Annotated in this window: 26 protein-coding genes and 3 pseudogenes; 22 read left to right on the top strand and 7 right to left on the bottom strand. The window is 69.7% G+C overall.

What is annotated here, in order from left to right; genetic code table 11:
• The first annotated feature begins 89 nt into the window (after positions 1–89).
• Entirely contained in the window at positions 90–704 is a 615-nt protein-coding gene (locus tag ACXJJ3_RS14805; RefSeq protein ID WP_458170609.1) for a TetR/AcrR family transcriptional regulator C-terminal domain-containing protein, read from the top strand.
• Here ACXJJ3_RS14805 and ACXJJ3_RS14800 read toward each other — a convergent pair.
• Positions 682–1,452 carry a hypothetical protein gene (locus tag ACXJJ3_RS14800; RefSeq protein ID WP_458170608.1) on the bottom strand — a complete coding sequence of 257 codons (771 nt, stop codon included), beginning with the start codon at positions 1,450–1,452 and terminating at the stop codon, positions 682–684. The genes ACXJJ3_RS14805 and ACXJJ3_RS14800 overlap by 23 nt on opposite strands.
• A 165-nt stretch (positions 1,453–1,617) precedes the next feature.
• On the opposite strand from ACXJJ3_RS14800, the gene ACXJJ3_RS14795 reads away from it, so the two are divergent.
• Positions 1,618–2,460 (top strand): prolyl oligopeptidase family serine peptidase, encoded by an 843-nt coding sequence (locus tag ACXJJ3_RS14795; RefSeq protein WP_458171892.1) that lies wholly within the window; start codon positions 1,618–1,620, stop codon positions 2,458–2,460.
• Here ACXJJ3_RS14795 and ACXJJ3_RS14790 read toward each other — a convergent pair.
• Entirely contained in the window at positions 2,419–3,213 is a 795-nt protein-coding gene (locus tag ACXJJ3_RS14790; RefSeq protein WP_458170607.1) for a phytanoyl-CoA dioxygenase family protein, read from the bottom strand. The genes ACXJJ3_RS14795 and ACXJJ3_RS14790 overlap by 42 nt on opposite strands.
• A gap of 70 nt (positions 3,214–3,283) precedes the next feature.
• On the opposite strand from ACXJJ3_RS14790, the gene ACXJJ3_RS14785 reads away from it, so the two are divergent.
• Positions 3,284–4,141 (top strand): helix-turn-helix domain-containing protein, encoded by an 858-nt coding sequence (locus tag ACXJJ3_RS14785; RefSeq protein WP_458170606.1) that lies wholly within the window; start codon positions 3,284–3,286, stop codon positions 4,139–4,141.
• On the opposite strand, the gene ACXJJ3_RS14780 is transcribed toward ACXJJ3_RS14785, so the two are convergent.
• Entirely contained in the window at positions 4,105–4,686 is a 582-nt protein-coding gene (locus tag ACXJJ3_RS14780; RefSeq protein ID WP_458170605.1) for an ArsR/SmtB family transcription factor, read from the bottom strand. The two genes, ACXJJ3_RS14785 and ACXJJ3_RS14780, sit on opposite strands and share 37 nt — an antisense overlap.
• A gap of 55 nt (positions 4,687–4,741) precedes the next feature.
• Here ACXJJ3_RS14780 and ACXJJ3_RS14775 point away from each other — a divergent pair, with 55 nt between their 5' ends.
• Together ACXJJ3_RS14775 and ACXJJ3_RS14770 are read left to right on the top strand one after the other, a co-directional pair.
• Positions 4,742–5,323 (top strand): dienelactone hydrolase family protein, encoded by a 582-nt coding sequence (locus ACXJJ3_RS14775; protein WP_458171891.1) that lies wholly within the window; start codon positions 4,742–4,744, stop codon positions 5,321–5,323.
• A 32-nt stretch (positions 5,324–5,355) separates the two neighbouring features.
• Positions 5,356–6,156: a COG4705 family protein gene (locus tag ACXJJ3_RS14770; RefSeq protein WP_458170604.1), complete on the top strand. Its 801-nt coding sequence runs from the start codon at positions 5,356–5,358 to the stop codon at positions 6,154–6,156.
• Here the strand turns inward: ACXJJ3_RS14770 and ACXJJ3_RS14765 are convergent.
• Complete coding sequence (locus ACXJJ3_RS14765) at positions 6,121–7,572, bottom strand: MFS transporter (RefSeq protein ID WP_458170603.1); 1,452 nt, start codon at positions 7,570–7,572, stop codon at positions 6,121–6,123. The genes ACXJJ3_RS14770 and ACXJJ3_RS14765 overlap by 36 nt on opposite strands.
• A gap of 122 nt (positions 7,573–7,694) precedes the next feature.
• On the opposite strand from ACXJJ3_RS14765, the gene ACXJJ3_RS14760 reads away from it, so the two are divergent.
• The 9 genes and pseudogenes from ACXJJ3_RS14760 to ACXJJ3_RS14720 all read left to right on the top strand — a co-directional run bounded on the left by ACXJJ3_RS14760 (position 7,695) and on the right by ACXJJ3_RS14720 (position 13,550).
• Positions 7,695–8,897, top strand: a complete 1,203-nt coding sequence (locus tag ACXJJ3_RS14760; RefSeq protein WP_458170602.1) for a cytochrome P450 — start codon at positions 7,695–7,697, stop codon at positions 8,895–8,897.
• The gene (locus tag ACXJJ3_RS14755) at positions 8,897–9,541 is read left to right on the top strand and encodes a TetR/AcrR family transcriptional regulator (protein WP_458170601.1); all 645 of its coding nucleotides are present in this window, start codon (positions 8,897–8,899) and stop codon (positions 9,539–9,541) included. Before ACXJJ3_RS14760 ends, ACXJJ3_RS14755 begins: the two co-directional genes overlap by 1 nt.
• A pseudogene (locus ACXJJ3_RS14750) lies at positions 9,472–9,837 on the top strand (FAD-dependent oxidoreductase); the annotation flags it as partial. The gene ACXJJ3_RS14755 and the pseudogene ACXJJ3_RS14750, both read left to right, overlap by 70 nt.
• Positions 9,838–9,862: 25 nt before the next feature.
• Positions 9,863–10,405 (top strand): annotated as a pseudogene (locus ACXJJ3_RS14745) (FAD-dependent oxidoreductase); the annotation flags it as partial.
• Positions 10,379–10,678 carry an oxidoreductase C-terminal domain-containing protein gene (locus ACXJJ3_RS14740; protein ID WP_458171890.1) on the top strand — a complete coding sequence of 100 codons (300 nt, stop codon included), beginning with the start codon at positions 10,379–10,381 and terminating at the stop codon, positions 10,676–10,678. The pseudogene ACXJJ3_RS14745 and the gene ACXJJ3_RS14740, both read left to right, overlap by 27 nt.
• Positions 10,675–11,871, top strand: coding sequence for a cytochrome P450 (locus tag ACXJJ3_RS14735; protein ID WP_458170600.1), 1,197 nt, complete (start codon positions 10,675–10,677; stop codon positions 11,869–11,871). Before ACXJJ3_RS14740 ends, ACXJJ3_RS14735 begins: the two co-directional genes overlap by 4 nt.
• Positions 11,872–11,882: 11 nt before the next feature.
• On the top strand, positions 11,883–12,077 hold the full coding sequence (locus ACXJJ3_RS14730; RefSeq protein WP_458170599.1) for a ferredoxin: 195 nt from the start codon (positions 11,883–11,885) through the stop codon (positions 12,075–12,077).
• Between the two features lie 20 nt (positions 12,078–12,097).
• A complete protein-coding gene (locus ACXJJ3_RS14725; RefSeq protein ID WP_458170598.1) occupies positions 12,098–12,445 on the top strand; it encodes a VOC family protein in 348 nt (115 codons plus the stop codon).
• Entirely contained in the window at positions 12,435–13,550 is a 1,116-nt protein-coding gene (locus ACXJJ3_RS14720; protein WP_458170597.1) for an epoxide hydrolase family protein, read from the top strand. Before ACXJJ3_RS14725 ends, ACXJJ3_RS14720 begins: the two co-directional genes overlap by 11 nt.
• A 78-nt stretch (positions 13,551–13,628) precedes the next feature.
• On the opposite strand, the pseudogene ACXJJ3_RS14715 reads toward ACXJJ3_RS14720, so the two are convergent.
• Positions 13,629–13,865, bottom strand: a pseudogene (locus tag ACXJJ3_RS14715) (GNAT family N-acetyltransferase); the annotation flags it as partial.
• 214 nt (positions 13,866–14,079) lie between these two features.
• On the opposite strand from ACXJJ3_RS14715, the gene ACXJJ3_RS14710 reads away from it, so the two are divergent.
• Complete coding sequence (locus ACXJJ3_RS14710; protein WP_458170596.1) at positions 14,080–14,571, top strand: winged helix-turn-helix transcriptional regulator; 492 nt, start codon at positions 14,080–14,082, stop codon at positions 14,569–14,571.
• On the opposite strand, the gene ACXJJ3_RS14705 is transcribed toward ACXJJ3_RS14710, so the two are convergent.
• Positions 14,568–15,446, bottom strand: coding sequence for a helix-turn-helix domain-containing protein (locus ACXJJ3_RS14705; RefSeq protein ID WP_458170595.1), 879 nt, complete (start codon positions 15,444–15,446; stop codon positions 14,568–14,570). The genes ACXJJ3_RS14710 and ACXJJ3_RS14705 overlap by 4 nt on opposite strands.
• 163 nt (positions 15,447–15,609) lie before the next feature.
• Between ACXJJ3_RS14705 and ACXJJ3_RS14700 the strand changes: the two genes are divergently transcribed.
• Positions 15,610–16,440: an SAM-dependent methyltransferase gene (locus tag ACXJJ3_RS14700; RefSeq protein ID WP_458170594.1), complete on the top strand. Its 831-nt coding sequence runs from the start codon at positions 15,610–15,612 to the stop codon at positions 16,438–16,440.
• Between the two features lie 50 nt (positions 16,441–16,490).
• Here the strand turns inward: ACXJJ3_RS14700 and ACXJJ3_RS14695 are convergent, their stop codons facing one another.
• Positions 16,491–17,060, bottom strand: coding sequence for a helix-turn-helix domain-containing protein (locus ACXJJ3_RS14695; RefSeq protein WP_458170593.1), 570 nt, complete (start codon positions 17,058–17,060; stop codon positions 16,491–16,493).
• Between the two features lie 54 nt (positions 17,061–17,114).
• Between ACXJJ3_RS14695 and ACXJJ3_RS14690 the strand changes: the two genes are divergently transcribed.
• From ACXJJ3_RS14690 to ACXJJ3_RS14665, 6 genes are read left to right on the top strand one after another with little or no spacing between them, the layout of a single operon-like run.
• Positions 17,115–17,801 carry an AzlC family ABC transporter permease gene (locus tag ACXJJ3_RS14690; protein WP_458170592.1) on the top strand — a complete coding sequence of 229 codons (687 nt, stop codon included), beginning with the start codon at positions 17,115–17,117 and terminating at the stop codon, positions 17,799–17,801.
• On the top strand, positions 17,798–18,121 hold the full coding sequence (locus ACXJJ3_RS14685) for an AzlD domain-containing protein (RefSeq protein ID WP_458170591.1): 324 nt from the start codon (positions 17,798–17,800) through the stop codon (positions 18,119–18,121). Before ACXJJ3_RS14690 ends, ACXJJ3_RS14685 begins: the two co-directional genes overlap by 4 nt.
• A 19-nt stretch (positions 18,122–18,140) precedes the next feature.
• Positions 18,141–18,830: a hypothetical protein gene (locus tag ACXJJ3_RS14680; RefSeq protein ID WP_458170590.1), complete on the top strand. Its 690-nt coding sequence runs from the start codon at positions 18,141–18,143 to the stop codon at positions 18,828–18,830.
• A gap of 1 nt (position 18,831) precedes the next feature.
• Positions 18,832–19,533, top strand: a complete 702-nt coding sequence (locus tag ACXJJ3_RS14675) for a tyrosine-protein phosphatase (RefSeq protein ID WP_458170589.1) — start codon at positions 18,832–18,834, stop codon at positions 19,531–19,533.
• A gap of 42 nt (positions 19,534–19,575) precedes the next feature.
• Entirely contained in the window at positions 19,576–20,475 is a 900-nt protein-coding gene (locus tag ACXJJ3_RS14670) for an ABC transporter permease (RefSeq protein WP_458170588.1), read from the top strand.
• Complete coding sequence (locus tag ACXJJ3_RS14665; protein ID WP_458170587.1) at positions 20,462–21,220, top strand: ABC transporter ATP-binding protein; 759 nt, start codon at positions 20,462–20,464, stop codon at positions 21,218–21,220. The genes ACXJJ3_RS14670 and ACXJJ3_RS14665 overlap by 14 nt, the downstream gene beginning before the upstream one ends.
• The last annotated feature ends 4 nt before the right edge of the window (positions 21,221–21,224 follow it).

Here is a 21,224-nt window from a genome sequence, read left to right as displayed (position 1 = left end):
GGTCACTCCTTAGTCACGGTGCGTGGGCGGCTGAAGCTTATCATCGATAAGCATCGCGCCCCGGGGGATCACGCCTGTACGGTGCGGTGGTGCCTCAGCAGCGACGGACGGATCGGGGTGCGATCGTGGCGGCCGCGATCGCGGTGCTGGACGAGCGCGGGCTGGACAAGCTGTCGCTGCGTGCGGTCGCGGCGCGGCTCGGCGTCCGGCAGCCGGCGCTGTACCACCACATCAAGGACAAGGACGCGGTACTGGCCGCGGTCGCCGCGGAGATCCTCCGGCGCGGGCACACCGACCGGCTCCCGGAGCCCGGCGACGAGTGGCAGGCGTTCCTGGTCCGCTACGCCAACAGCCTGCGCCGCGCGATGCTCGGTGTCCGCGACGGCGCCCGGCTGCTCGCCGTCGCCGGTCCTCGCGCGCCTGAGCTCGGCACCGCGATCGCCCAGGTGTCGTTCCTGGAGCGGCACGGTTTCGCCGGCGCCGATGCGGTGCTGGCCTTCGTTGCGGTCTCGCGGTACACGATCGGCGCCACCCTCGAGCAGCAGACGGCCCGGGACGGCAGCGCGATCACGTTTACGGACACCCCCGAGGCGGCGCACCTGATCGAGGTGGCGACCGAGGTCGCGCGGCTCGGCCCGGACCACGAGTTTGCCGTCGGGCTGACGGCGCTGGTGAGCGGGCTCAGCCCATTGCGAGGTCGTTGACGAAGCTGTCCGACCAGTCCGACAGGGTGGGCAGCCGTTCGGACCAGACCTTGGTCCGCGGGGTGCCCGCCGTGCCGGGTTCGCCGTTCTCCGGCCAGTACCCAATCAGCGAGCGCAGCGTGCCGAGGTGTTCGGAGAAGTGGTCGTCGGCGTGCACGATCGCGGCGACCCGGACGGCGCCGAGCCGGGCGACCACCTCGGGGTCGCGGAAGGCGGTCCGGATCGCGCCGCCGAGGTTCGCGAGCTGCGAGTCGCAGGGCTGCGCGGCGACCGGTTCGGCGATCACCAGCGTGTGGGTGTCGGGGAGGTACCACCCGTGGCGCTCGGCGGTCCGGTAGAGCTCGGTCAGCCGGGTCCGCAGGTGCGGAGTGGTGGCGAGCCCGGTGCCGTGGTCCTCGCAGGACGACGCGTGCAGGTACGTCAGCGTGCACTCGGTCCAGCTCTGGCAGAGCACCCGGATCGCCTCGAACGACGCCTCCTCGCCGACCGTCCGGTACGTCTGCCGCAGTACGTCGAGGGCGACCGTCAGCGGGACCTCCCGCTCGGCCAGCCGGCGACCGGCCGCGGCCGCGTGCGGGATCGGGTCGGACCCGGCAGCCAGCGCCTGCAGCAACGGCCGGAAGATGCTGTCGTTGCTGGGCCCGTTCAGCCGATGTCGGCCGCGCCCGGGGACAACATCTGATACCTGCGGCTCTGGTTCCGCGGCGGCGGTTGCGGGCAGCGGTTTACGCAACTTGTCGATCAACATGGCAGATCCCCGTTTGACTACCGATCGTGGTCGCCTACCTGGCCGGCAGGGGACCCGTACGCCCTGAGACGCTCACCCGGCCGAACCATGACGCCAGAACCGCGAAATTCCGGAATCCGTCCGATCAGGGGCAGAAAGTGGGCCTCGGCTACGCTACCGGCCGTGATGACGGCCCACGACGTACGACGCGTGCAGACCGACGACGATCGTGAGTATCTCGTGGGAGCGCCCGACGGTCCTGTCCGTGGCGTGACGGTGCTGTTCCACCCGTTCGGCTTCACACCCGAGGCGGTGCTGTACGGCGAACCCGTGGGGGACCTGCTGATCAGGCCGCTCGACGGCGCGCTCGGAGCGGCGCAGCTACACGGCCAAGTCGTGGTTGCTCCGCGCAGCCGCGGGCGGGTGCTGCTCGGGAACTCGCTGGCCTGGCAGGACCATCTCGATGCGACCTGGGCGGTTGCGCGAGACGCGTGTGAGCTGCACCAAACAGATCACGTGACTGTCGGTGGGCTGTCCATGGGCGGCCAGGAGGCCCTGGTGCTGGCCGGTCAGCACGCCGACGACGTGACGGCGGTCTGGGCCGTCAACCCGGTCGTCGATCTCGCCCGCTGGTACGACGACATCCGCGACGGCCGGGCGAGTGACGCGCTCGCGGGCGTCGACGCCACGATCCGCGAGGAGGTCGGCGGCGCCCCGTCCGAGCGGCCCGGCGATTACGCCCGCCGGAGCCCGATCTCGTACGCCGCCGAGCTGGCCCGCACCGCCGTACGGCTGGTCTGGTCGCCCGCGGACACGATCATCCCGCACCAGGCGACGGCGCACGCGCACGCGCTCGCCGGCAAGCTGCGCGCACTCGGCGGGCAGGTCGACGAACGCGTGGTCACGCACGCCCCGGTCTCACCGGCCGACGAGGCCGGCCGGTTCGCGCACGAGGCGTGCGACGTCTGGGAACACTTCGGCTGGGCGCTAACCCAGCGGCCAGAGCCGCGGCTGGATCGCGGGGTCTGAGTAGTCCGGGTCGGGGTTCCGGCGGACCAGCTCGTCGTTGGGATGCGCGGAGCCGGGACGCCACCGGTTGTCGGCCGGCTGCAGGTGGATGGCGATCGACCGGCGCGGCGCCGTACTGAGGTTCGCCGAGCTGCCGTGCACCGTCCGGCAGTGGTGGAAGCTGACCTGCCCGCGTTGCATCCGCGGTACGACGGGCGTCGGGTCGAACCCCTGCTCGACGATCGACGCCTCCAGCCCGGCCGCGTCCTGCGAGAAGAAGTCGAGCCCGGTCACCGACCACCGGTGGCTGCCCGGCATGAACCCGACCGCCCCGTTCGCCTCGTCGACGTCGTGGAACCCGACCCATGCGGTGAGCATGTTGTCCGACGTACACGACTGCCAGTACTGCCGATCCGTGTGCCAGCCGACCTTCGCCGCGGAGCCGCCCGGCGGCTTGTACAGCAACTGGTCGTGCCACAACCGGATCCCGTCCGCCCCGGACAGCGCGGCGGCCGTCTCCGCGATCGCCGGGTGGTGGACCAGCGCGGCGAGCTCGTCGACCCGCAGCGACGAGTAGTCGTTCTTGCGCAGTACGTCGCCGTGCTCCGGCTGCCAGCCCCGCGTCGCCGGTACGTCGGGCAGCACGTGGTCGTGGTCCCTCGCGTAGAACCGCTCCATCCCGCGCTCGGCCGCGTCGAGTACGTCGGGCGGCACGATCACCGGCGAGATCCAGTACCCGTGCTCCCGGTAGAAGGCAATGTCGTCAGCGTCCATGCCCATCAACCTAAGGACTGCGGCCGTTCCGGGCGTTGCCGATGTTCAGCCGGACGGACACAATCTTCAGGTGTCGCTGTACCGCCCGGACGGGCTCCGCGCCGGCTTCCACGCCGAGGGGTTCGCGGCGGACACCGGCCTGCTGCACGGCGGCGAGCAGTGGGTGCCCGAGCAGTTCCTGATCGAGCCGCACGAGCATCCCGTCTGGGAGATCTACCTGCAGCAGCACGGCACCACGCACTGGGTCGCGGGCGGTGACAGCTACGTGCTGCACCCGGGCCACCTGTTCGCCGTACCGCCCGGTGTCCGGCACCACCTCGCGGGCCGGTCGGGGAATCACCACTTCTTCTTCGCCGCGATCGACCTCGAGGTGGTGGGCCGTCGCCATCCCGGTCTCGCGATGCCGTCGGCGGTCGTCCATCGGGAGGCCGGCGAGCTCGCGCCCGCGTTCGCCCAGCTGGTCCGGGAGCTGACGACCCGGTACGAGTACGCCGACGTCGGCCTGACGCTCGCCGTCGACCACCTCGTGCTCGCGTTCTCCCGGTCGCTGGCGCCGACCGCCGTACCGCAGCTGCCGATGCATCCCGCCGTACGGACGGTGAAACGCCTGCTGGACCAGGAGTTCCACGAGCGTTGGACGTTGACGGACCTGGCGGACCGGGCCGGCCTCGCACCGGCGTACCTGGCCGAACTGTTCGCCGCCGAGCTCGGCCAGCCGCCGCATCGCTACCTCAACGAACGCCGTATCGACCGCGCCCGTCAGCTGCTGGCGTCGAGCGACGTACCGATCACCGCACTCGCGCTGAGCCTCGGCTTCAGCTCCAGCCAGCACTTCGCGCGGGTCTTCCGCCAGTTCACCGGCAGTACGCCGACCGCGGTGCGGACGAAGGGTCAGTCCTCGCCCTCGGCCGGAGGCAGTGTCGGGTAGTCGCCGATCGGGTAGAGGCCGACGGTGAAGCCGTACGTCGTGCCGCCCGCGCGCGGGAGCTGGTCGAAGGTGTGGATCAGCGCGTCCACCTGCTGCCAGAACTCGGCCGCCCGCTCGTCGGGGATCCGCGCGTGCCGGATGAACGAGCGCAGTTCGCCCGCGTCGTACGCCGGCTTGGACTCCTGGGCCGCGACCTCGAAGTCGTTGAAGTCGTCCGGCAGCCGCCCGTCCGCGCCCTGCCGGCCGAGCCCGACGAAGAACATCCGCGCCGCCCGGCCGTAGAACCGTTCCTCGATCGCCCGCACCCGCCGGGTCCGGACCACCTGCAGGATGCCGGCGTCGGCCAGCACCTTCACGTGGTGCGCGACCGTGCTCTTCGGCCGGCCGACCGCGGTGGCGAGCTCGGTCACGGTCGCCGCCCGCTCGTGCAGCAGCCCGAGGATCGTGGTCCGCAGCGGGTCGCTGATGGCCCGCACCTGCTCGGCCGTGGTCAGCTCCAGGGTGTCCGCGAGCTCGTAGTCGGGGACCGGCTTGTTGATGGTCATGGTTCGAATAGACTAACATCGCCGATTGTTCGAGATATTTGGATCATTGGAGCTGATGATGGCCGAGGTCGTGCTGTACCACCACTCGCAGGGGCTGACCGACGGGGTGAAGGCGTTCGCCGACGAGCTTCGGCAGGCGGGACACACCGTGCACACGCCGGACCTCTACGAGGGCAACACCTACGCCACCCTCGACGAGGGCATGGACTACGCGAAGGCGACGGGCTTCGGCGTGATCGCGGAGCGCGGTGTCGCGGCCGCGCAGGACCTGCCGGCGGATGTCGTGTACGCCGGGTTCTCGCTCGGCGTGGTGCCCGCGCAGCAACTCACCCAGACCCGCGCGGGCGCGAAGGGTGGGCTGTTCTACTACTCGTGCCTGCCCGCCGAGGAGTTCGGCAGCTGGCCGGAGGGGGTGCCGGCGCAGATCCACGCGATGGAGGAAGACCCGTTCTTCGCCGAGGAAGGCGGGGACATCGACGCCGCGCGGGCGCTGACCGCCGCCGCGGACAGCGTCGAGCTGTTCCTCTACCCGGGCAAGGAGCACCTGTTCGCGGACTCCTCGCTGCCGGGCTACGACGCGGACGCGGCGAAGCTGATGCTCCAGCGCACGCTCGACTTCCTCTCCGCGATCAGGTAGCTCTCAGCGAGTTCCCTCTAGCCTTCGGGGCCATGCCTTCTTTGCGAACCCGAGTGTTCCCGGCCCCGAAGGTCCCTGCCGTCTTCGTCATGTTCTGGGTGGTCAAGCTGCTGACCACCGGGATCGGCGAGACCGCGTCGGACTACCTCGGCACCGTCAGCATCCCGCTGGCCGCCGTGATCGGGCTCGGTACCTTCTCCATCGCCCTCTACCTGCAGCTCAAGGCCACGACCTACCACCCGGTGCGGTACTGGGTCACCGTGCTCGGGGTCGCGCTGTTCGGCACGATGATTGCCGACGGCCCGCATGTTGCGCTCGGTACGCCGTACTGGTTCGACTCCATCGTCTACCTGGTCCTGCTGTGCGGGCTGCTGACCTGGTGGCGGCGCAGCGAGGGCACGATCTCGGTGCACTCGATCACCACCGCCCGGCGCGAACGGTTCTACTGGGGCGTCGTCCTGCTCACGTTCGGCCTCGGCACCGCGGTCGGCGACGCCACCGCGATCGACTTCGGCCTCGGGTTCACCTGGTCGATCCTGGTCTTCGCGGTGCTCATCGTCGTACCGCTCGGGCTGTGGAAGCTCGGGCTGAACGTCACCGTCGCGTTCTGGGCGTCGTACGTGCTGACCCGGCCGCTCGGCGCGTCGATCGCCGACTGGCTCGGCAAGGACAGCCGGTACGGCGGCGTCGGCTGGGGCATCGGCCCCGTGACCCTGGTCGGACTGCTGCTCTTCGCCGCACTCGTCGCCTACCTGGCGATGACGCACAGCGACGTCGACCACGCCGCCGTGCACGCCTCAGCTGTCCGCGAGCCCGACCCGGTCCTCGAGTGACCGCTCCGCGACGGCCGCCGCCGGGGCGGCTTCGCGCCGTGCCGGGATGAACGACGCGACCACCAGTGCGGTGAGTGCGGCGCCGGCGCCGATCAGCAGGACGACCCGGAAGCCACTCTGCGAAGGCAGGGTGTAGCCGCCCAGGCTGATCGTCAGGTTGGCCAAGATCACGCCGGCCACCGCGCTGGACACCGACGTGCCGATCGACCGCATCAGTGTGTTGAAGCTGTTCGCGGCGGCGGTCTCGGACACGGGTACGGCGGACATGATCAGCGCGGGCATCGCGCCGTACGCGAGGCCGATGCCGCAACCGATCAGCAGCGAGACCAGGACCAGCTCCCAGACCGAGCTCATCAGCACGCTGCCGACGCCGTACCCGGCGGCGACCACGAGCGCGCCGAGCATCAGCGTCACCTTCGGGCCGCGGGTCTTCGAGATCTTCGCCGAGAACGGCGCCGCGACCAGCATCACCAGGCCGGACGGGCCCATCACCAGACCGGACGTCAGCATCGACTGGCCGAGCCCGAAACCGGTTGCCTTCGGCATCTGCAGCAGCTGCGGCAGGACCAGCGACATCGCGAACATCGCGAACCCGAAGACCATCGACGCCAGGTTGGTCAGCAGCACCTGCGGCCGCGCGGTGGTCCGCAGGTCGACGAGCGGCTCGGTGGTACGGCGTTCCCACCAGCCCCACGCGAGCAGCGCGACGACGGCGAGCGCGAACAGGCCGAGCGTCCGGCCACCGGTCCAGCCCCAGGTGGACCCCTGGGAAATTGCCAGCAGCAACGAGATCAGGCCGATCGAAAGCCCCAGCCCGCCGAGCAGGTCGAAGCGCCCGCCGGAGCGGACCGCCGACTCCGGGACGAAGCGCACGACCAGCCCGAAGACGATCACGCCGAGCGCGGCCGACACCCAGAACAGCGTGTGCCAGTTGAAGTTCTCGGCCAGCAGTGCGGCCGCGGGCAGGCCGAGCGCACCGCCGACGCCGAGCGACGCGCTCATCTGCGCGACCGCCGTACCGACCTTGTCGGACGGCAGTTCGTCGCGCATGATGCTGATGCCGAGCGGGATCACGCCGGCGGCCAGGCCCTGCAGCGCGCGGCCGGCGATCATCGGGGTCAGCGAGCTGCTGAGCGCCGCGACCACCGAGCCGGCGACCAGCATGCCGATGCTGATCAGCAGCATCCGGCGCTTGCCGTACATGTCGCCGAGGCGACCCATGATCGGGGTCGCGACCGCGGCCGCGAGCAGGGTGGCGGTGATCGCCCAGGCGGTCCCGGAGGCCGAGGCGTGCAGCAGTCGCGGCAGCTCGGGGACCAGCGGGATCACCAGGGTCTGCATCAGCGCGACCGTGATACCGGCCGAGGCGAGCACCGGGACGACGGCCCCGGTGCGCACGGATGAAGCAGCGGACATCTGCAGCCTCCTGAGGCTGAACTAGATAGTTGGTTTCTGCAACCAATAGGCTAAGTCAGGCAGTTGACTTAAACAAGCAGGCGAGGCAAGCTGGAGAAACAACCACACGGAGGTGATGGCCTGTGACCGACAGTGAACAGCTCGTCCAGTACCCGATCCCGCCCGTCGATGCGATCGAACCGCCGCCCGAGTGGGAGCGGCTCCGGCAGCAGTGCCCGGTGGCGCACGTCCAGCTGCCGAGCGGCGACCAGGCCGCCCTGCTCACCCGGTACGACGACGTCCGCCAGGTGCTGTCCGACCCGCGGTTCGCCCGGACCGCGGAGGGATCCGCGCGGGTGTCCGCGGAGGGTACGGGCGTGTTCGACCGGCGGCGGCCCGGCGTACCGCAGTCCGGGGAGGGGCATCAGCGCTGGCGGCGGATGATCACCAAGTGGTTCACCGCGAAGCGGATGGCCGCGCTCCGGCCGTCGATCTCGGCGATGGCCGACCAGCTCGTCGACGGCATGGTCGCCGGTGACCAGCCGGCCGACCTGAAGGCCGCGCTCGGGTTCCCGCTGCCGGTGTGGGTGATCTGCGAACTGCTCGGCGTACCGGCGTCCGACCGCGAGCGGTTCTCGTACTGGTCCGACACGTTCCTCAACCTCAGCCGGTACTCCGCCGCCGACATGGAGGCCGCACACACCGAGTTCGCGGCGTACATGACCGGGCACATCGAGGCGAAGCGCGCCGAGCCCGGGACCGACCTGCTGAGCGATCTCATCACCGGCACCGACTCCGCCGGCGAGAAGCTCAGCGACGACGCGCTCGTGTCGACCGGGATGGGCCTGCTGATCGCGGGCCACGAGACCACCACGAACATGATCGGCAAGATGATGGCGATGCTGCTCGCCGACCGCACCCGCTGGGAGCAGCTGCTCGCCGACCCCGCCCTCGTCCGGACCGCGGTCGAGGAGACGCTGCGGTACGACGCGAACGCCGGCTTCGGGATGATCCGGTACGTCTCCGAGGAGCTCGAGCTGTCCGACGGCGTACTGCCCGCGGGGACGACCGCGGTGTGCAGCATGGCATCGGCGAACCGGGACGAGCGGATCTTCGCCGACGCCGCGGACCTGGACCTGACCCGGAGCCCGAACGTGCACCTCGCGTTCGGCGCCGGGCCGCACTCCTGCATCGGGCAGTCGCTGGCGCGGACCGAGTTGCAGGTCGTACTGGAAGTGTTGTTGCGTCGGTTGCCGACGTTGGCACTGGCAGTGCCGGCGGCGGAGCTGCCACTGGTCGAGGGGCTGCTCGTCGGCGGGCTGCGGGAGGTAAGGGTGATCTGGTGATGATGGCGAAAGAGGTCCGGGCGGCGCGGGTGAACGCGACCCGGGAGCTGATCCTGGCGACGGCGGAACGGATGTTCGCCGAGCGCGGCGTGCACGAGGTGTCGAACCGGCAGATCAGCGAGGCGGCCGGGCAGGGCAACAACACCGCGGTCGGGTACCACTTCGGGACCAAGACCGACCTGGTCCGGGCGATCGTCCGCAAGCACGCCGAGCCGGTCGAGGCGCGCCGGCGGGAGCTGCTCGCGGAGCTCGGCGCGGAGCCCGACGTACGGGACTGGGTGACGATCCTGGTGCGGTCGGCGACCGACCACATGGCGAGCCTGGGGACGCAGAGCTGGCTGGCGCGGTTCAGCGCGCAGCTGATGTACGACCCGGGGCTGCGGGAGATCCAGTTGCAGGAGTCGTTGAACTCGCCGTCGTTGACGCGGGTCGTCGACGGGCTGGCCGAGCAGCTCGCGGAACTGCCGCCGGCGGTGCGGATCGAGCGTGGGGACATGGCGCGGCACCTGATCATCCAGATGACCGCGGAGTTCGAGCTGGCGCGTGCGGAGGGGCGGCCGACGGTGCGGGCGACGTGGGAGGAGATGGCCGACGGGTTGATCGACGGGATCGTCGGGCTGTTCACCGCGCCGGTGACTTCGTGAGCGTGCTCGTGGTGGGTGCTTCCGCGGCCGGGTTGACCACCGCGGAAGCCCTGCGGCGCAAGGGTTTTCGGGACCGGATCACGGTGCTCGGCGCCGAGTACCACCCGCCGTACGACCGGCCGCCGCTGTCCAAGCAGTTCCTGCTCGGCGACTGGGACGCACCCCGGACGCACCTCCGCCCCGACCACCTCCTGACCGCCCTCGACGCCGACTTCGTCCTGGGCGATCCCGCGGTTTCCCTGTCCGGCCACACGGTCCACACCACGAGCGGTCGCTCGTTGACCGCCGACCACGTGGTGATCGCCCACCGGACTCACCCCACGCCAACTCCCTGGCCCACCCCTCGAAGGCGTCCACGTACTCCGCACCCTCGACGACGCAGCCGCGCTGCGCAAATCCCTCACTGGACAAGCACGTGTGGTGGTTGTGGGGGATGGGGTGTTGGGGGCGGAGATTGCTGCGACTGTTCGCAAGCTCGGGCTTGCGGTGACGCTTGCCGGGCCGCAGGCGGTGTTGATGGAGACGCAGCTTGGTTCGGTGGTCGGGGGATTGTTGGGGGAACTGCATACGGCTGAAGGGGTTGAGCTTCGGCTGGGGGCGGCGGTGGACGGGTTGGTGGACGTCGGCGGGCGCGTGCGTGGTGTGCGCTTGGACGGCGGGGAAGTGCTTCCGGCGGACGTGGTGGTGGTTGCGTTGGGGGCCACGCCGGCCACCGGATGGTTGGAAGGTAGTGGGCTGAGGCTCGAGAACGGCGTGGTGTGTGACGAGTTCTGTCGCGCGGCCGAAGGAATCTACGCGGCCGGCGACGTCGCACGCTGGAAGTTCGAGGACGGCCTGGTGCGGCTGGAGAACCGGACCAACGCCACCGAGCAGGCCCTCTGCGTCGCCGCCAACATCCTCGGCGAGAACCGCCGCTACGAACCGATCCCGTACTTCTGGACCGACCAGTTCGGCACCAAGCTCCAGGTCCACGGCCGCCCGGCCGCCGATCTGACAGTTGCCGAGGGCACCGTCGGCGAACGGTTCGTCGCGCACTACCGCGACGCCGGCCGGATCGTCGGCGTCCTCGGCTGGAACGCACCGAAACAGACCCGCGCGCACCGGGACCGAAACCTCGCTAGGGAAGGACGCATATGACCACACCTGTCTATCCGATGACCCGGGCAACAGGTTGTCCGTTCGATCCGCCGCCGCAACTGCGTGAGCTGCAGGAGGAATCGCCGCTCACCAAGGTGAACATCTTCGGCCAGGACGCCTGGCTGGTCACCCGGTACGACGACCAGCGCACGCTGCTCGCCGATCCGCGGCTGAGCTCCGACGTCCGGCGGCCCGGCTACCCGAGTCCGACCGGTGAGCCGCCGCGCAAGGACGGGGTCGGGATCGGGTTCATCCTGATGGACGACCCGGAGCACGCGCGGCTGCGCCGGATGGTGACCGCGCCGTTCATGATCAAGCGGATCGAGGCGATGCGCCCCGGCGTGCAGAAGATCGTCGACGGCCTGATCGACGAGCTGCTGGCCGGGCCGAACCCGGTCGACCTGGTCGAGGCGTTCGCGCTGCCGGTGCCGTCGCTGGTGATCTGCCAGCTGCTCGGTGTCCCGTACGCCGACCACGACTTCTTCCAGCAGAACAGCAAGAACCTGATCCGGATGACCGCGACCGCCGAGGAACGGGCCGCGGCGCACGGCAACCTCGCGACGTACCTGGACAACCTGGTCCGCGAGAAGCTGGAGAACCCGGCCGACGACCTGCTGTCCGGGCTGACCGAGCGGGTGAAGGCGGGCGAGCTGACCCGGCAGGACGCGGCCGGGATGGGTGTCCTGCTGCTGCTCGCCGGGCACGAGACCACCGCGAACATGATTGCCCTAGGCACCCTTGCGCTGCTGGAGCACCCGGACCAGCTCGCCGTACTGCGGGAGACCGACGACCCGAAGGTGGTCGCCGGCGCGGTCGAGGAGCTGCTGCGCTACCTGAACATCACCCACAACGGCCGACGGCGGGCGGTACTCGAGGACATCGAGCTGCACGGGCAGGTGCTGAAGGCCGGCGACGGGGTCATCCTGCCGAACGACATCGGCAACCGGGACCCGTCGGTGTTCGCGGATCCGGACGCGCTGGACCTGGGCCGGGACGCGCGCCGGCATGTGGCGTTCGGGTTCGGCGTCCATCAATGCCTCGGGCAACCGTTGGCGCGGATGGAGCTGCAGGTCGTGTACAGCACGCTCTACCGGCGGATCCCGACGCTGCGCCGGGCGGTCGGGCTGGAGGAGATCCCGTTCAAGCACGACGGCGCCGTGTACGGCGTCTACTCGCTTCCCGTGACGTGGTGAAAGGAACTCAGATGAAGGTCATCATCGACCAGGACAAGTGCGTCGCTTCCGGCCAGTGCGTGACGGCCGCCGCCGACGTGTTCGACCAGCGTGACGAGGACGGCATCGTCGTCCTGCTGAACGAGAACCCACCGGACGAACTGGCCGCCGACATCCACCAGGCCGCCGCCGTCTGCCCGGCGCTGGCCATCGTCGTCGAGGACTGAACGCGACTACAGTGCTGTAGATGATCAACGGTGCACATGTGATCGTCTACAGCACTGACGCGGAGGCCGACCGGGCGTTCTTCCGGGATGTCCTGGAGTATCCGTCGGTAGACGCCGGCCACGGCTGGCTGATCTTCAAGCTGCCGCCGGCCGAGGTGGCGGTGCATCCGGCCGAGGCCGCGTCGCACGAGCTGCTGTTGATGTGCGACGACCTCGAGCAGACGATGCGCGACCTGACGGCCCGAGGTGTGGAGTTCGTCCGGCCGGTCGAGCGGCAGCGGTGGGGCGTGCTGACGGCCTTCCGGTTGCCGGGTGGCGGCGAGGTCGGGTTGTACGAGCCGTTGCACGAGCGGGCGCATGATCTCTGAGTTCCGGATCGCCGTCCCCGACGCGGACGTTGCCGGGTTGCGGGAGCGGTTGGCGGCGATTCGTTGGCCTCGGCAACTACCCGGTGGGTGGGAGCGGGGCGTGCCGGTGGAGTACGTACGGCGCGTGGCCGAGCGGTGGGCGGCGTACGACTGGCGGGTGTGGGAGGCGCGGTTGAACGCGTTCCCGCAGTACGTGACCGAGATCGACGGGCAGACCGTGCATTTCCTGCACGTACGGTCGCCCGAGGCGGACGCGCTGCCGTTGGTGCTGACGCACGGGTGGCCCGGGTCGGTGGCGGAGTTTCTCGACGTACTCGGACCGTTGACAGATCCGGCGGCGTACGGCGGGGACCCGCGGGACGCGTTCCACGTGGTGGCGCCGTCCGTTCCGGGGCACGGGTTCTCGGTGCCGTTGACGGACGGGTGGGACCACGGGCGGATCGCCCGCGCGTGGGTGGAGCTGATGCACCGGCTCGGGTACGTGCGGTACGGCGCGCAAGGGGGTGACACCGGATCGGTGGTGTCGCCGCTGGTCGGGCAGCTGGATCCGGAGCACGTGGTCGGCGTCCACCTCAACGGGGGACTGGCGTACCCCGACGTACGGCCCGGCGACGTACTGACGGAGGCCGAACGCGAACGGCTGGCCGCCGCGGACCGGCTCCGTGCGGTCGGGACCGGGTACGCCGACCTGCAGGGAACGCGTCCGCAAACGGTGTCGTTCGGGTTGAGCGACTCGCCGGCCGGGCAGCTCGCGTGGATCCTGGAGAAGTTCTGGGAGTGGACCGATCCGGCCCGTGCGCTGCCCGAGGACGCGGTCGACCTCGACCATCTGCTGACCGACGTGTCGATCTACTGGTTCACCAACACCAGCGCGACGTCGGCCAATCTGTACTACGAGAACCGCCGGGCCGCCGACGACCTCCGGCCCGGCGTACCGACCGGGGTCGCGGTGTTCCCGACCGATCCCGCGATCCGCGCGGTCCTAGACCGACGGCACCGCATCGTGCACTGGTCGGAGTTCGCCCGCGGCGGGCACTTCGCCGCGCTCGAGACACCCGGGCTGCTGGTCGACGACATCCGCGCGTTCTTCCGGCTGGTCCGGTAGCCGCGCGGGCGCGACGAAGCTCAGCAACGACCCGTCGCGCTCGACCGTCGCGTCCGGCCAGCGGCGCCGTACCATCCGCACCGAGCGCTCGTTCGCGGCGCTGACCACGAACAGGAAATGCCGTGCGCCGGCGGCGATCGCGTCCGCGGCGGCGACCGACAGCATCCGGATCCCGAGCCCGCGGCGCTGCTCGTCCTCGGCGATCACCGCCGCGAGCTCGGCGGTCGCCGCGCCCGCCGCCCACGCCCACATGGCGTGCCCGACGATCGCCGGTCCGCGGGTGGCGACGAAGGCGGCGCCGGCCGGGCAGAGCATTCGCAGCAGCAGCGCGGCACGTGGCGGCGACCCGATCGCGGTCTGGAACCGGAAGTAGCGGCTGAGGTCGGTCAGCCCGGTGGGCATCCTGGCCAGCTCGTCCGCGTCGGGTTCGCCGGCGCGGCGGACGAGTGGCGGTCCCGTCTGAGTCTGGTTCACGGATTCAGCGTTGCTGGCTTGGCTGAGTCTGTCAAGCGGACTTATCATGCCGGGTATGGGTACGGCGGTGAACGAACAGGTTCCGGAAGCGATGAACTGGTCCACGGAGAACTGCACGATCTCCCGGACGATGGACATCCTCGGCGACAAGTGGACTTTTCACGTGCTGCGCGAACTGTTCGTCGGTGTCCGCCGGTTCGAGGACATCCGGGCCCGCGCGGGCATCCCGCGGCAGATGCTGACCGAGCGCCTCGCCGCGCTGATCGAGCGCGGCCTGATCCGCCGCCACCCGTACCGGCTGCCCGGCCAGCGCGAGCGCTCGGAGTACCGGCTGACCCAGGCCGGGATGGACCTCTACCCGGTGCTGGTCGCGATGGTGCAGTGGGCCGACCAGTACCTCCCGCTGGACGCCGGCCCGCCGATCGAGCCCCGGCACCGCGGCGACTGCGGCGAACGCGTCACCGTCGTCATGCGTTGCGAAGGCGGCCACGAGCCCACACCCCGCGAGGTCGCGTTCAAAGCAGGCCCCGGGGCTCAGCCTCGTTAGAGGGCGTCGAGGCCTTCGATCGCGCGGCGGAGCAGCCGTTCGGTTTCGCGTGGCTGGGCGGCGGTGATCGAGACGGCGTCCATCGTGACGACATACGTGTCGAGCTCTTCGCGCTTGTCCAGGTAGACCGCGCTGGTCAGGTGCTCGATGTAGACGATGTCCGGCAGATCGGCGTCGTTGTACCGCAGCAGCGTGAACGCGCCGCCGGTGTCGGTGTACCCGCCTTTCTCGAACGGGATGATCTGCAGCGTCACGTTGTGCCGCCGGGACGCCTCGAGCAGGTGCTCCAACTGCACCCGGAGGACGTCCTTGCCGCCGATCGGGCGGCGCAGTACCGCCTCGTCGAGGACCGCCCAGAGCCGCGCCGGTCGTTGCCGCGTCAGCACGTCCTGCCGGCTCATCCGCAACGACACCAGGCGATCCACTTCGGCCTTCGGCAACGGCAGGTCGCGGCGGGCCATCTGGATCACGGCCCGCGCGTAGTCCTCGGTCTGCAGCAGCCCGGGCACGAACTGCAGCTCGAACGTACGGATCAGGTCGGCCGCCATCTCCAACCCGAGGTACGAGTGGAACCACTGCGGCGTCAGGTCGTCGTACCGCTGCCACCAGCCGGGGTTGTTCGCCTCCTGGGCCAGCATCAGCAGCCGGTCGCGCTCCTCCGGGTCGTCGAGCTTGTACAGCGTCAGCAGGTCGTCGACGTCACGGACCTTGAACCCGACCCGGCCGAGCTCCAGGCGGCTGATCTTGGACTCCGAGCCACGGATCGCCCACCCCGCGTCGGTACGTGTCACGCCCGCGGCCTCGCGCAGCCGGCGCAGATACACGCCGAGCATGATGCGCAGGGCGGTCGGACCGCCGTACGCCGGCTCGGTCACCTCTCGCCTCCCATTAGCAGTCTTCCGGTGTGCAGCAGTTGATCATTTCATAACGGTGCGTGAATATGTCTACCCGCGGGCGCCGACACGATGTGTTCAGTCGGCCGTACTCTCGGTAGAGTCGACCGCACAGTCTCCCGATCTCTTTCTGCGAGGTTCACTGATGGTCGATGCCACCAAAGCGCCAAGTTCGATTCCGGTCGGCGTCGACACCGCCCGGGCCAGCATCGCCCGGGTGTACGACGCCTTCCTGGGCGGCAAGGACAACTTCGAGGTCGACCGCGAGGTACTGCGCGGGGTCCAGGCCGCGGCGCCGCAGGCCCAGGACCTGGCCAAGTCGAACCGGAACTTCCTGATCCGCGCCTGCCGGTTCCTGGCCGGCCAGGCCGGGATCACGCAGTACCTCGACTGCGGCTCCGGTCTGCCGACCGCCGAGAACACCCACCAGGTCGTGCAGCGGATCCAGCCCGACGCCAAGGTGCTCTACATCGACAACGACCCGGTGGTGCTCGCGCACGGCCGTGCGCTGCTGGAGGAGAACGAGAACACGCTGTTCGTCAGCGCCGACATCTTCGACCCGGACGAGGTGCTGGCCAACCGAGAGGTGCGCGGTTTCCTCGACTTCAGCGAGCCGATCGCCGTGATCCAGAACGGCACGCTGCACCACTACATCGGCGACGAGGGTGCGCAGATCATGCAGAAGTACGTCGACGCGGTGGTGCCCGGGTCGTACACGGTTGTCTCACACTTCTTCAACCCCGAGACCCCGGAGCACTCCGAGGTCGCCCGGAAGATGGAGGACAAGTTCATCCACAGCCCGATGGGCAGCGGCCGGTTCCGTACCCGCGCGGAACTGATGACGTTCTTCCCGGACCAGGAGCTGGTCGAGCCGGGCCTGGTGCTGTGCGACGACTGGTGGCCGGACGGTCCGCGGCTCAAGCCGCTGAACCAGGTCGAGGAATGCATCGTCGGCGCGGTCGGCCGCAAGGTCTGAGGTACCCCGTGGTTGCCCGGAGCATCGATTGCTCCGGGCAACTTTTTGTGTCAGACGTGCTCGGAGACCAGCGTCGCGGCGGTGTTCTCCTCGAGCGCCTGGAAGACGTGCGGAAGATCGCCGGGGTACGCGACGTAGTCGCCGGGGAGCAGCTCGACCGGGTCGTCGGTGGGACCGACCAGGGCCCGGCCGGAGCCGAGGATGACGTGCTCGACGACGCCCGGCATGTGCGGGTCGGACCGCCGGCCCGGGCCGGGGGAGGCCACGATCCGGTAGAGGTCGCGGCGGGCGTGCGGCGGGCTGGACGCGACCAGCGTGGCGCTGTAATCGGCGTGGTCGGAGTAGATCGCCGGACCCTCGCCGGCCCGGATGATCTGCACCTTCACGCGCGGCGGGTCGAGCAGCGCGGCGAACGGCGTGTCGAGCGCGACCGCCAGCGCCCACAAGGTCTCCACGCTCGGGTTGCCGGTGCCGGACTCCAGTTGGGACAGCGTGGACTTGGCGACGCCGGCCCTTTTGGCGACCTCGGTCAGCGACAGGCCGGCCCGCGCCCGGTGCCGGCGCAGGGAGGCGGCGATCACGTCCAGTGGTGCCTTGCTGTCCATCGGTGTTCGCTCCATCGGTCTGTTTGTTCGGCTTGACGAACGTGCGGTCCGGTGTTCATCATAATGCCCATGCGTTCGATATGGCGAACACTAGATCGGCGACTCGCCCGGGACATCGCCCTGGTCTGCCTGGCCGACGGTGTCGTGGGGCTGTCGTACGGCGCGATCAGCGTCGGCGGCGGGCTGCCGTTGTGGGTGCCGATCCTGCTCTCGGTCGTGGTGTTCGCGGGCGCGTCGCAGTTCCTGTTCGTCGGGATCGTGGTGGCCGGCGGCAGCCCGATCGCGGCGATGATCGCCGGCCTGCTGGTGAACAGCCGGCACCTCGCGTTCGGTCTCGCGGTCAGCGACGTGATCGGAGGCGGCTGGCGGCGCTGGCCGGGCAGCCATGTGATGACCGACGAGAACGTCGCGTTCGCGATGGGGCAGGACGAGCCGGCGCAGCGCCGGGCGGCGTACTGGGCCGGTGGGCTGGGCATCTTCGTCTGCTGGAACATCGGCGTCGTGATCGGCGGGCTGGCCGGTTCGGTGATCACGGACACCGACGTCTTCGGGCTGGACGCGGCGTTCCCGGCGGTGCTGCTGGCGTTGGTCCTGCCCGCGCTGCGCGATCGCCGGACGCGGACGGCGGCCTTCGTCGGGGTGGTGATCGCACTCGCGGCCACGCCGTTCCTGCCCGCCGGCGTCCCGGTGTTGCTGGCGCTCGCCGGTCTGTTGTTCTACCGCGCGGACAAGCCCGCGCTGGAGGTGGCCCGATGACGAACACACCGCTGCTGCTGACCGGGATCGGAGTACTTGCCGTCGGCACCTTTTCGCTGCGGTTCGCCGGGCCCGCGCTGCGGAGCCGGTTCGAGGTACCGGAGAAGGCGCAGCAGGTGCTCGCCGCGGCCGCGATCGTCCTGCTGACCGCGCTGGTCGCGACGGCAGCACTCACCCAGGGCCACGGCCCCGCGGGAGTCGCCCGACCGGCCGGAGTACTGGTCGGCGGCGTACTCGCCTGGCGAAAGGTGCCGTTCGTGCTGGTCGTGGTCGGGGCTGCCGCTACGGCTGCGGGTCTTCGGTTGCTCGGCGTACCCTGACAACCGATACCGTGCAGCCATGACCCAACCCGGGATGGCAGCAGCGCCCAAGAAGTCGATCCTGCCGACGCTCGCGATCATCTGCTTCGTGGTCGGCGCGGTGCTGACCGCGTTCTTCGTCTGGCGGATCGTCGTCACCGCGCCGCGGTCGCCGCAGCCGATCGAGGGTGGCACGGTGCACCTGAAGAAGGAGGGGCTGACGATCTACGCGTCGGTCCCGGTGCTCGCGCCGCCGTGCACGGTGAAGGACGCGAACGGCAACGACGTACCGACGAAGAAGCCGGGCGGGTCCGAGACGATCACGATCAATGGCAACACCTGGTACGTCGTGGCGCGCTCGACGTCGACCGTGCCGGCCGGGGACTACAGCATCTCCTGCACCGACGGCGAGACCAGCGCGACCTATGCGGCCGGGCCGAAGTCGTCGATCGTCGCGTTCGTGCTGTCGATCCTCGCGACGGTGTTCTCGTTGCTGATCTTCATCGGCCTCGGAGCGACGTTCCTGGCCATCGGCCTGATCCGCAAGAACCGCAGCCGCCGCCCCGCCACCACGTTCCCCACCCAGCCAGGCGCTCCCGGCAACTACCCGCCCGGCAACTACCCGCCCGGCAACTACCCGCAGCAGCCGATGCCACCGCAGCAGAACACCTTCCCGGCGCCCCCGCCCTACAACCCCGGCCAGAACCCCGACCGCCCGCAGGACCGCTGACATGGACCTCGACTGGCCCGGGTGCCGCAACGTCCGCGACGTCGGCGGCTTGCCGACCGCCGACGGACGCGTGGTGAAGGACGGCGTACTGATCCGCTCCGACAGCCTGCAGTACCTGAACGCCGACGGTATCGCCGCGGTCCGGCAGTCCGGCGTCGCGCGGATCCTCGATCTGCGCGGCGACGGCGAAGTAGCGGCCTTTCCGACGCCGTTCACCGGTACGCCGCTCGCGGTCCGGCAGTCGCTGCAGGACCCGGCCGATCCGGACCACGGGCAGCCGACCATCGTCGAGGCCTGCATCTGGATGCTCGACCAACGGCCCGAGCTGTTCGCGGCCGCGGTGAAGGCGATCGCGGACGAACCGGACGGCGCGGTCGTCGTGCACTGCCACGGCGGCAAGGACCGCACCGGCATGGTGGTCGCGCTGGCGTTGAGCGTCGCCGGCGTACCGGAGGACGAGATCGTCGCCGACTACTACCTCACGCAGTCGCGGCTCGCGGGCTGGTTGGAGGAGCAGCTGGCCGAGGAGCCGGACGTGTCGAAACACCCGGAAATGATGGAGTTCCGGGACACCCGGGCCGAGTCGATCGTGGCGATTCTGCGGCATCTGGATGCCGTTTACGGCGGGCCGGAGGCATACCTGCGGCGCGGTGGTCTTACTGAAAACGACCTCAGTAACCTGAAAGCCCGCTTAGTGGGCTGACCTGCGTCACGACCCCGTCACGGACCGCAGTACATTGGCGCAATGCCGACCGCCGCAGTGCCGACAGGGCCGCCCGGGGTGACAGATCCGGCCGCGCTCGCCGAACGCTACGGACTCACCAAAAGCTCGATCCGCCCGCCACTCGGCTCGTACCTGCGCGAGCTGTGGAGCCGTCGTAAGTTCGTCGTCAGTTACGCCACCGCACGCACCTACGCCATGTACGCCGGGGCCCGCCTGGGCTCGATCTGGCAGATCCTCACGCCGCTGCTGAACGCCGGCGTGTACTACCTCGCCTTCGGCGTCCTGCTCGGGACGAAGAACGGGATCGACAACTATGTCGCGTTCCTGCTCAGCGGTGTCTTCGTGTTCACGTTCACCCAGCGCTGTATGACCGAGGGGTCGCGCTCGCTGGCGCTGAACCTGTCGCTGATCCGTACGCTGCACTTCCCGCGCGCGACCCTGCCGCTCGCCTACGTGCTGAACGAGCTGAACCAGATGCTCATCTCGATGGGCCTGCTGTTCCTGGTCGTGGGCTTCACCGAAGGACCCACGTTGCGGTGGCTGATGATCGTCCCGGCGATGCTGCTGCAGGTGATGTTCAACATCGGCATCACCCTGATCTTCGCGCGGATCGGGACGTTCGTGACCGACATCAGCCAGTTGCTGCCGTTCATCACACGGACCTGGTTGTACGCGTCCGGGATCTTCTTCTCGCTGCCGTACAAGCTGTCCCAGCTGCACGCGCCGGGCTGGGTCGTCCAGGTGCTGGCGTTCAACCCGATCTCGGCGTACATCGACGTCGTCCGGCGGGCGTTGCTGCACGAGCATCTGAAGAACGAGCTGCCGCACGCCTGGTCGATCGCGACCGCCTGGTCGTTCGTGATGCTGGCGGCCGGTTTCTGGTACTTCTGGCGGGCGGAGGACCGATATGGCCGAGGCTGAACCGACGGTCATCGCCGACCGCGTCGACATCATCTACAAGGTGATCGCCGGTCAGGGCGGCAAGGGGACGGCGGCGACCGCGCTGCGGCGGATCATCAACCGCCAGGACCGGCCGACGATCCGGGAGGTGCATGCGGTCAAGAACGTCTCGTTCACGGCGTACAAGGGCGACGCGATCGGCGTCATCGGCCGCAACGGCTCCGGTAAGTCGACGATGCTGCGCGCGATCGCCGGCCTGCTGCCGCCGGCCTCGGGTGCCGTCTACACCGGCGGCCGCCCGTCGCTGCTCGGCGTCAACGCGGCGATGATGAACGACCTCACCGGCGACCGGAACGTGGTCCTCGGCTGCCTGGCGATGGGCATGTCCGCAGCCGAGATCGACCGCCGGTACGACGAGATCGTCGACTTCTCCGGGATCGGCGACTTCATCGACCTGCCGATGTCGACGTACTCGTCCGGCATGCAGGCCCGGCTGAAGTTCGCGATCGCGTCCGCGAAGGCGCACGACATCCTGCTCGTCGACGAGGCGCTGGCCACCGGCGACGCCGAGTTCCGGGTCCGGTCGGAGCGCAAGATCAAGGAGCTCCGCGACCAGGCCGGCACGGTGTTCCTGGTCAGCCACAGCCTGGACGTGGTGCAGGAGACCTGCAACCGCGCGCTGTGGCTGGACGCCGGCGTACTGAAGCTCGACGGCCCGGTCGACGAGGTGATCAACGCCTACATCGCGTCGACCAGGGCCGGCTAGCCCG

The organism is Kribbella sp. WER1 (genome assembly GCF_054189145.1).
Note: the sequence above shows the minus strand (reverse complement) of the source record. Positions and strands in the feature narration are given on the sequence as shown.

Coding starts and splice junctions, on each gene's coding strand:
- ACXJJ3_RS14755 (WP_458170601.1), top strand. CDS start 8,897: ATGATGGCGAAAGAGGTCCGGGCGGCGCGGGTGAACGCGACCCGGGAG.
- ACXJJ3_RS14780 (WP_458170605.1), bottom strand. CDS start 4,686: ATGACCATCAACAAGCCGGTCCCCGACTACGAGCTCGCGGACACCCTG.
- ACXJJ3_RS14700 (WP_458170594.1), top strand. CDS start 15,610: ATGGTCGATGCCACCAAAGCGCCAAGTTCGATTCCGGTCGGCGTCGAC.
- ACXJJ3_RS14710 (WP_458170596.1), top strand. CDS start 14,080: ATGGGTACGGCGGTGAACGAACAGGTTCCGGAAGCGATGAACTGGTCC.
- ACXJJ3_RS14670 (WP_458170588.1), top strand. CDS start 19,576: ATGCCGACCGCCGCAGTGCCGACAGGGCCGCCCGGGGTGACAGATCCG.
- ACXJJ3_RS14775 (WP_458171891.1), top strand. CDS start 4,742: ATGATGGCCGAGGTCGTGCTGTACCACCACTCGCAGGGGCTGACCGAC.
- ACXJJ3_RS14800 (WP_458170608.1), bottom strand. CDS start 1,452: ATGTTGATCGACAAGTTGCGTAAACCGCTGCCCGCAACCGCCGCCGCG.
- ACXJJ3_RS14770 (WP_458170604.1), top strand. CDS start 5,356: ATGCCTTCTTTGCGAACCCGAGTGTTCCCGGCCCCGAAGGTCCCTGCC.
- ACXJJ3_RS14735 (WP_458170600.1), top strand. CDS start 10,675: ATGACCACACCTGTCTATCCGATGACCCGGGCAACAGGTTGTCCGTTC.
- ACXJJ3_RS14730 (WP_458170599.1), top strand. CDS start 11,883: ATGAAGGTCATCATCGACCAGGACAAGTGCGTCGCTTCCGGCCAGTGC.
- ACXJJ3_RS14720 (WP_458170597.1), top strand. CDS start 12,435: ATGATCTCTGAGTTCCGGATCGCCGTCCCCGACGCGGACGTTGCCGGG.
- ACXJJ3_RS14680 (WP_458170590.1), top strand. CDS start 18,141: ATGACCCAACCCGGGATGGCAGCAGCGCCCAAGAAGTCGATCCTGCCG.
- ACXJJ3_RS14675 (WP_458170589.1), top strand. CDS start 18,832: ATGGACCTCGACTGGCCCGGGTGCCGCAACGTCCGCGACGTCGGCGGC.
- ACXJJ3_RS14765 (WP_458170603.1), bottom strand. CDS start 7,572: ATGTCCGCTGCTTCATCCGTGCGCACCGGGGCCGTCGTCCCGGTGCTC.
- ACXJJ3_RS14795 (WP_458171892.1), top strand. CDS start 1,618: ATGACGGCCCACGACGTACGACGCGTGCAGACCGACGACGATCGTGAG.
- ACXJJ3_RS14790 (WP_458170607.1), bottom strand. CDS start 3,213: ATGGACGCTGACGACATTGCCTTCTACCGGGAGCACGGGTACTGGATC.
- ACXJJ3_RS14725 (WP_458170598.1), top strand. CDS start 12,098: ATGATCAACGGTGCACATGTGATCGTCTACAGCACTGACGCGGAGGCC.
- ACXJJ3_RS14665 (WP_458170587.1), top strand. CDS start 20,462: ATGGCCGAGGCTGAACCGACGGTCATCGCCGACCGCGTCGACATCATC.
- ACXJJ3_RS14690 (WP_458170592.1), top strand. CDS start 17,115: ATGCGTTCGATATGGCGAACACTAGATCGGCGACTCGCCCGGGACATC.
- ACXJJ3_RS14685 (WP_458170591.1), top strand. CDS start 17,798: ATGACGAACACACCGCTGCTGCTGACCGGGATCGGAGTACTTGCCGTC.
- ACXJJ3_RS14695 (WP_458170593.1), bottom strand. CDS start 17,060: ATGGAGCGAACACCGATGGACAGCAAGGCACCACTGGACGTGATCGCC.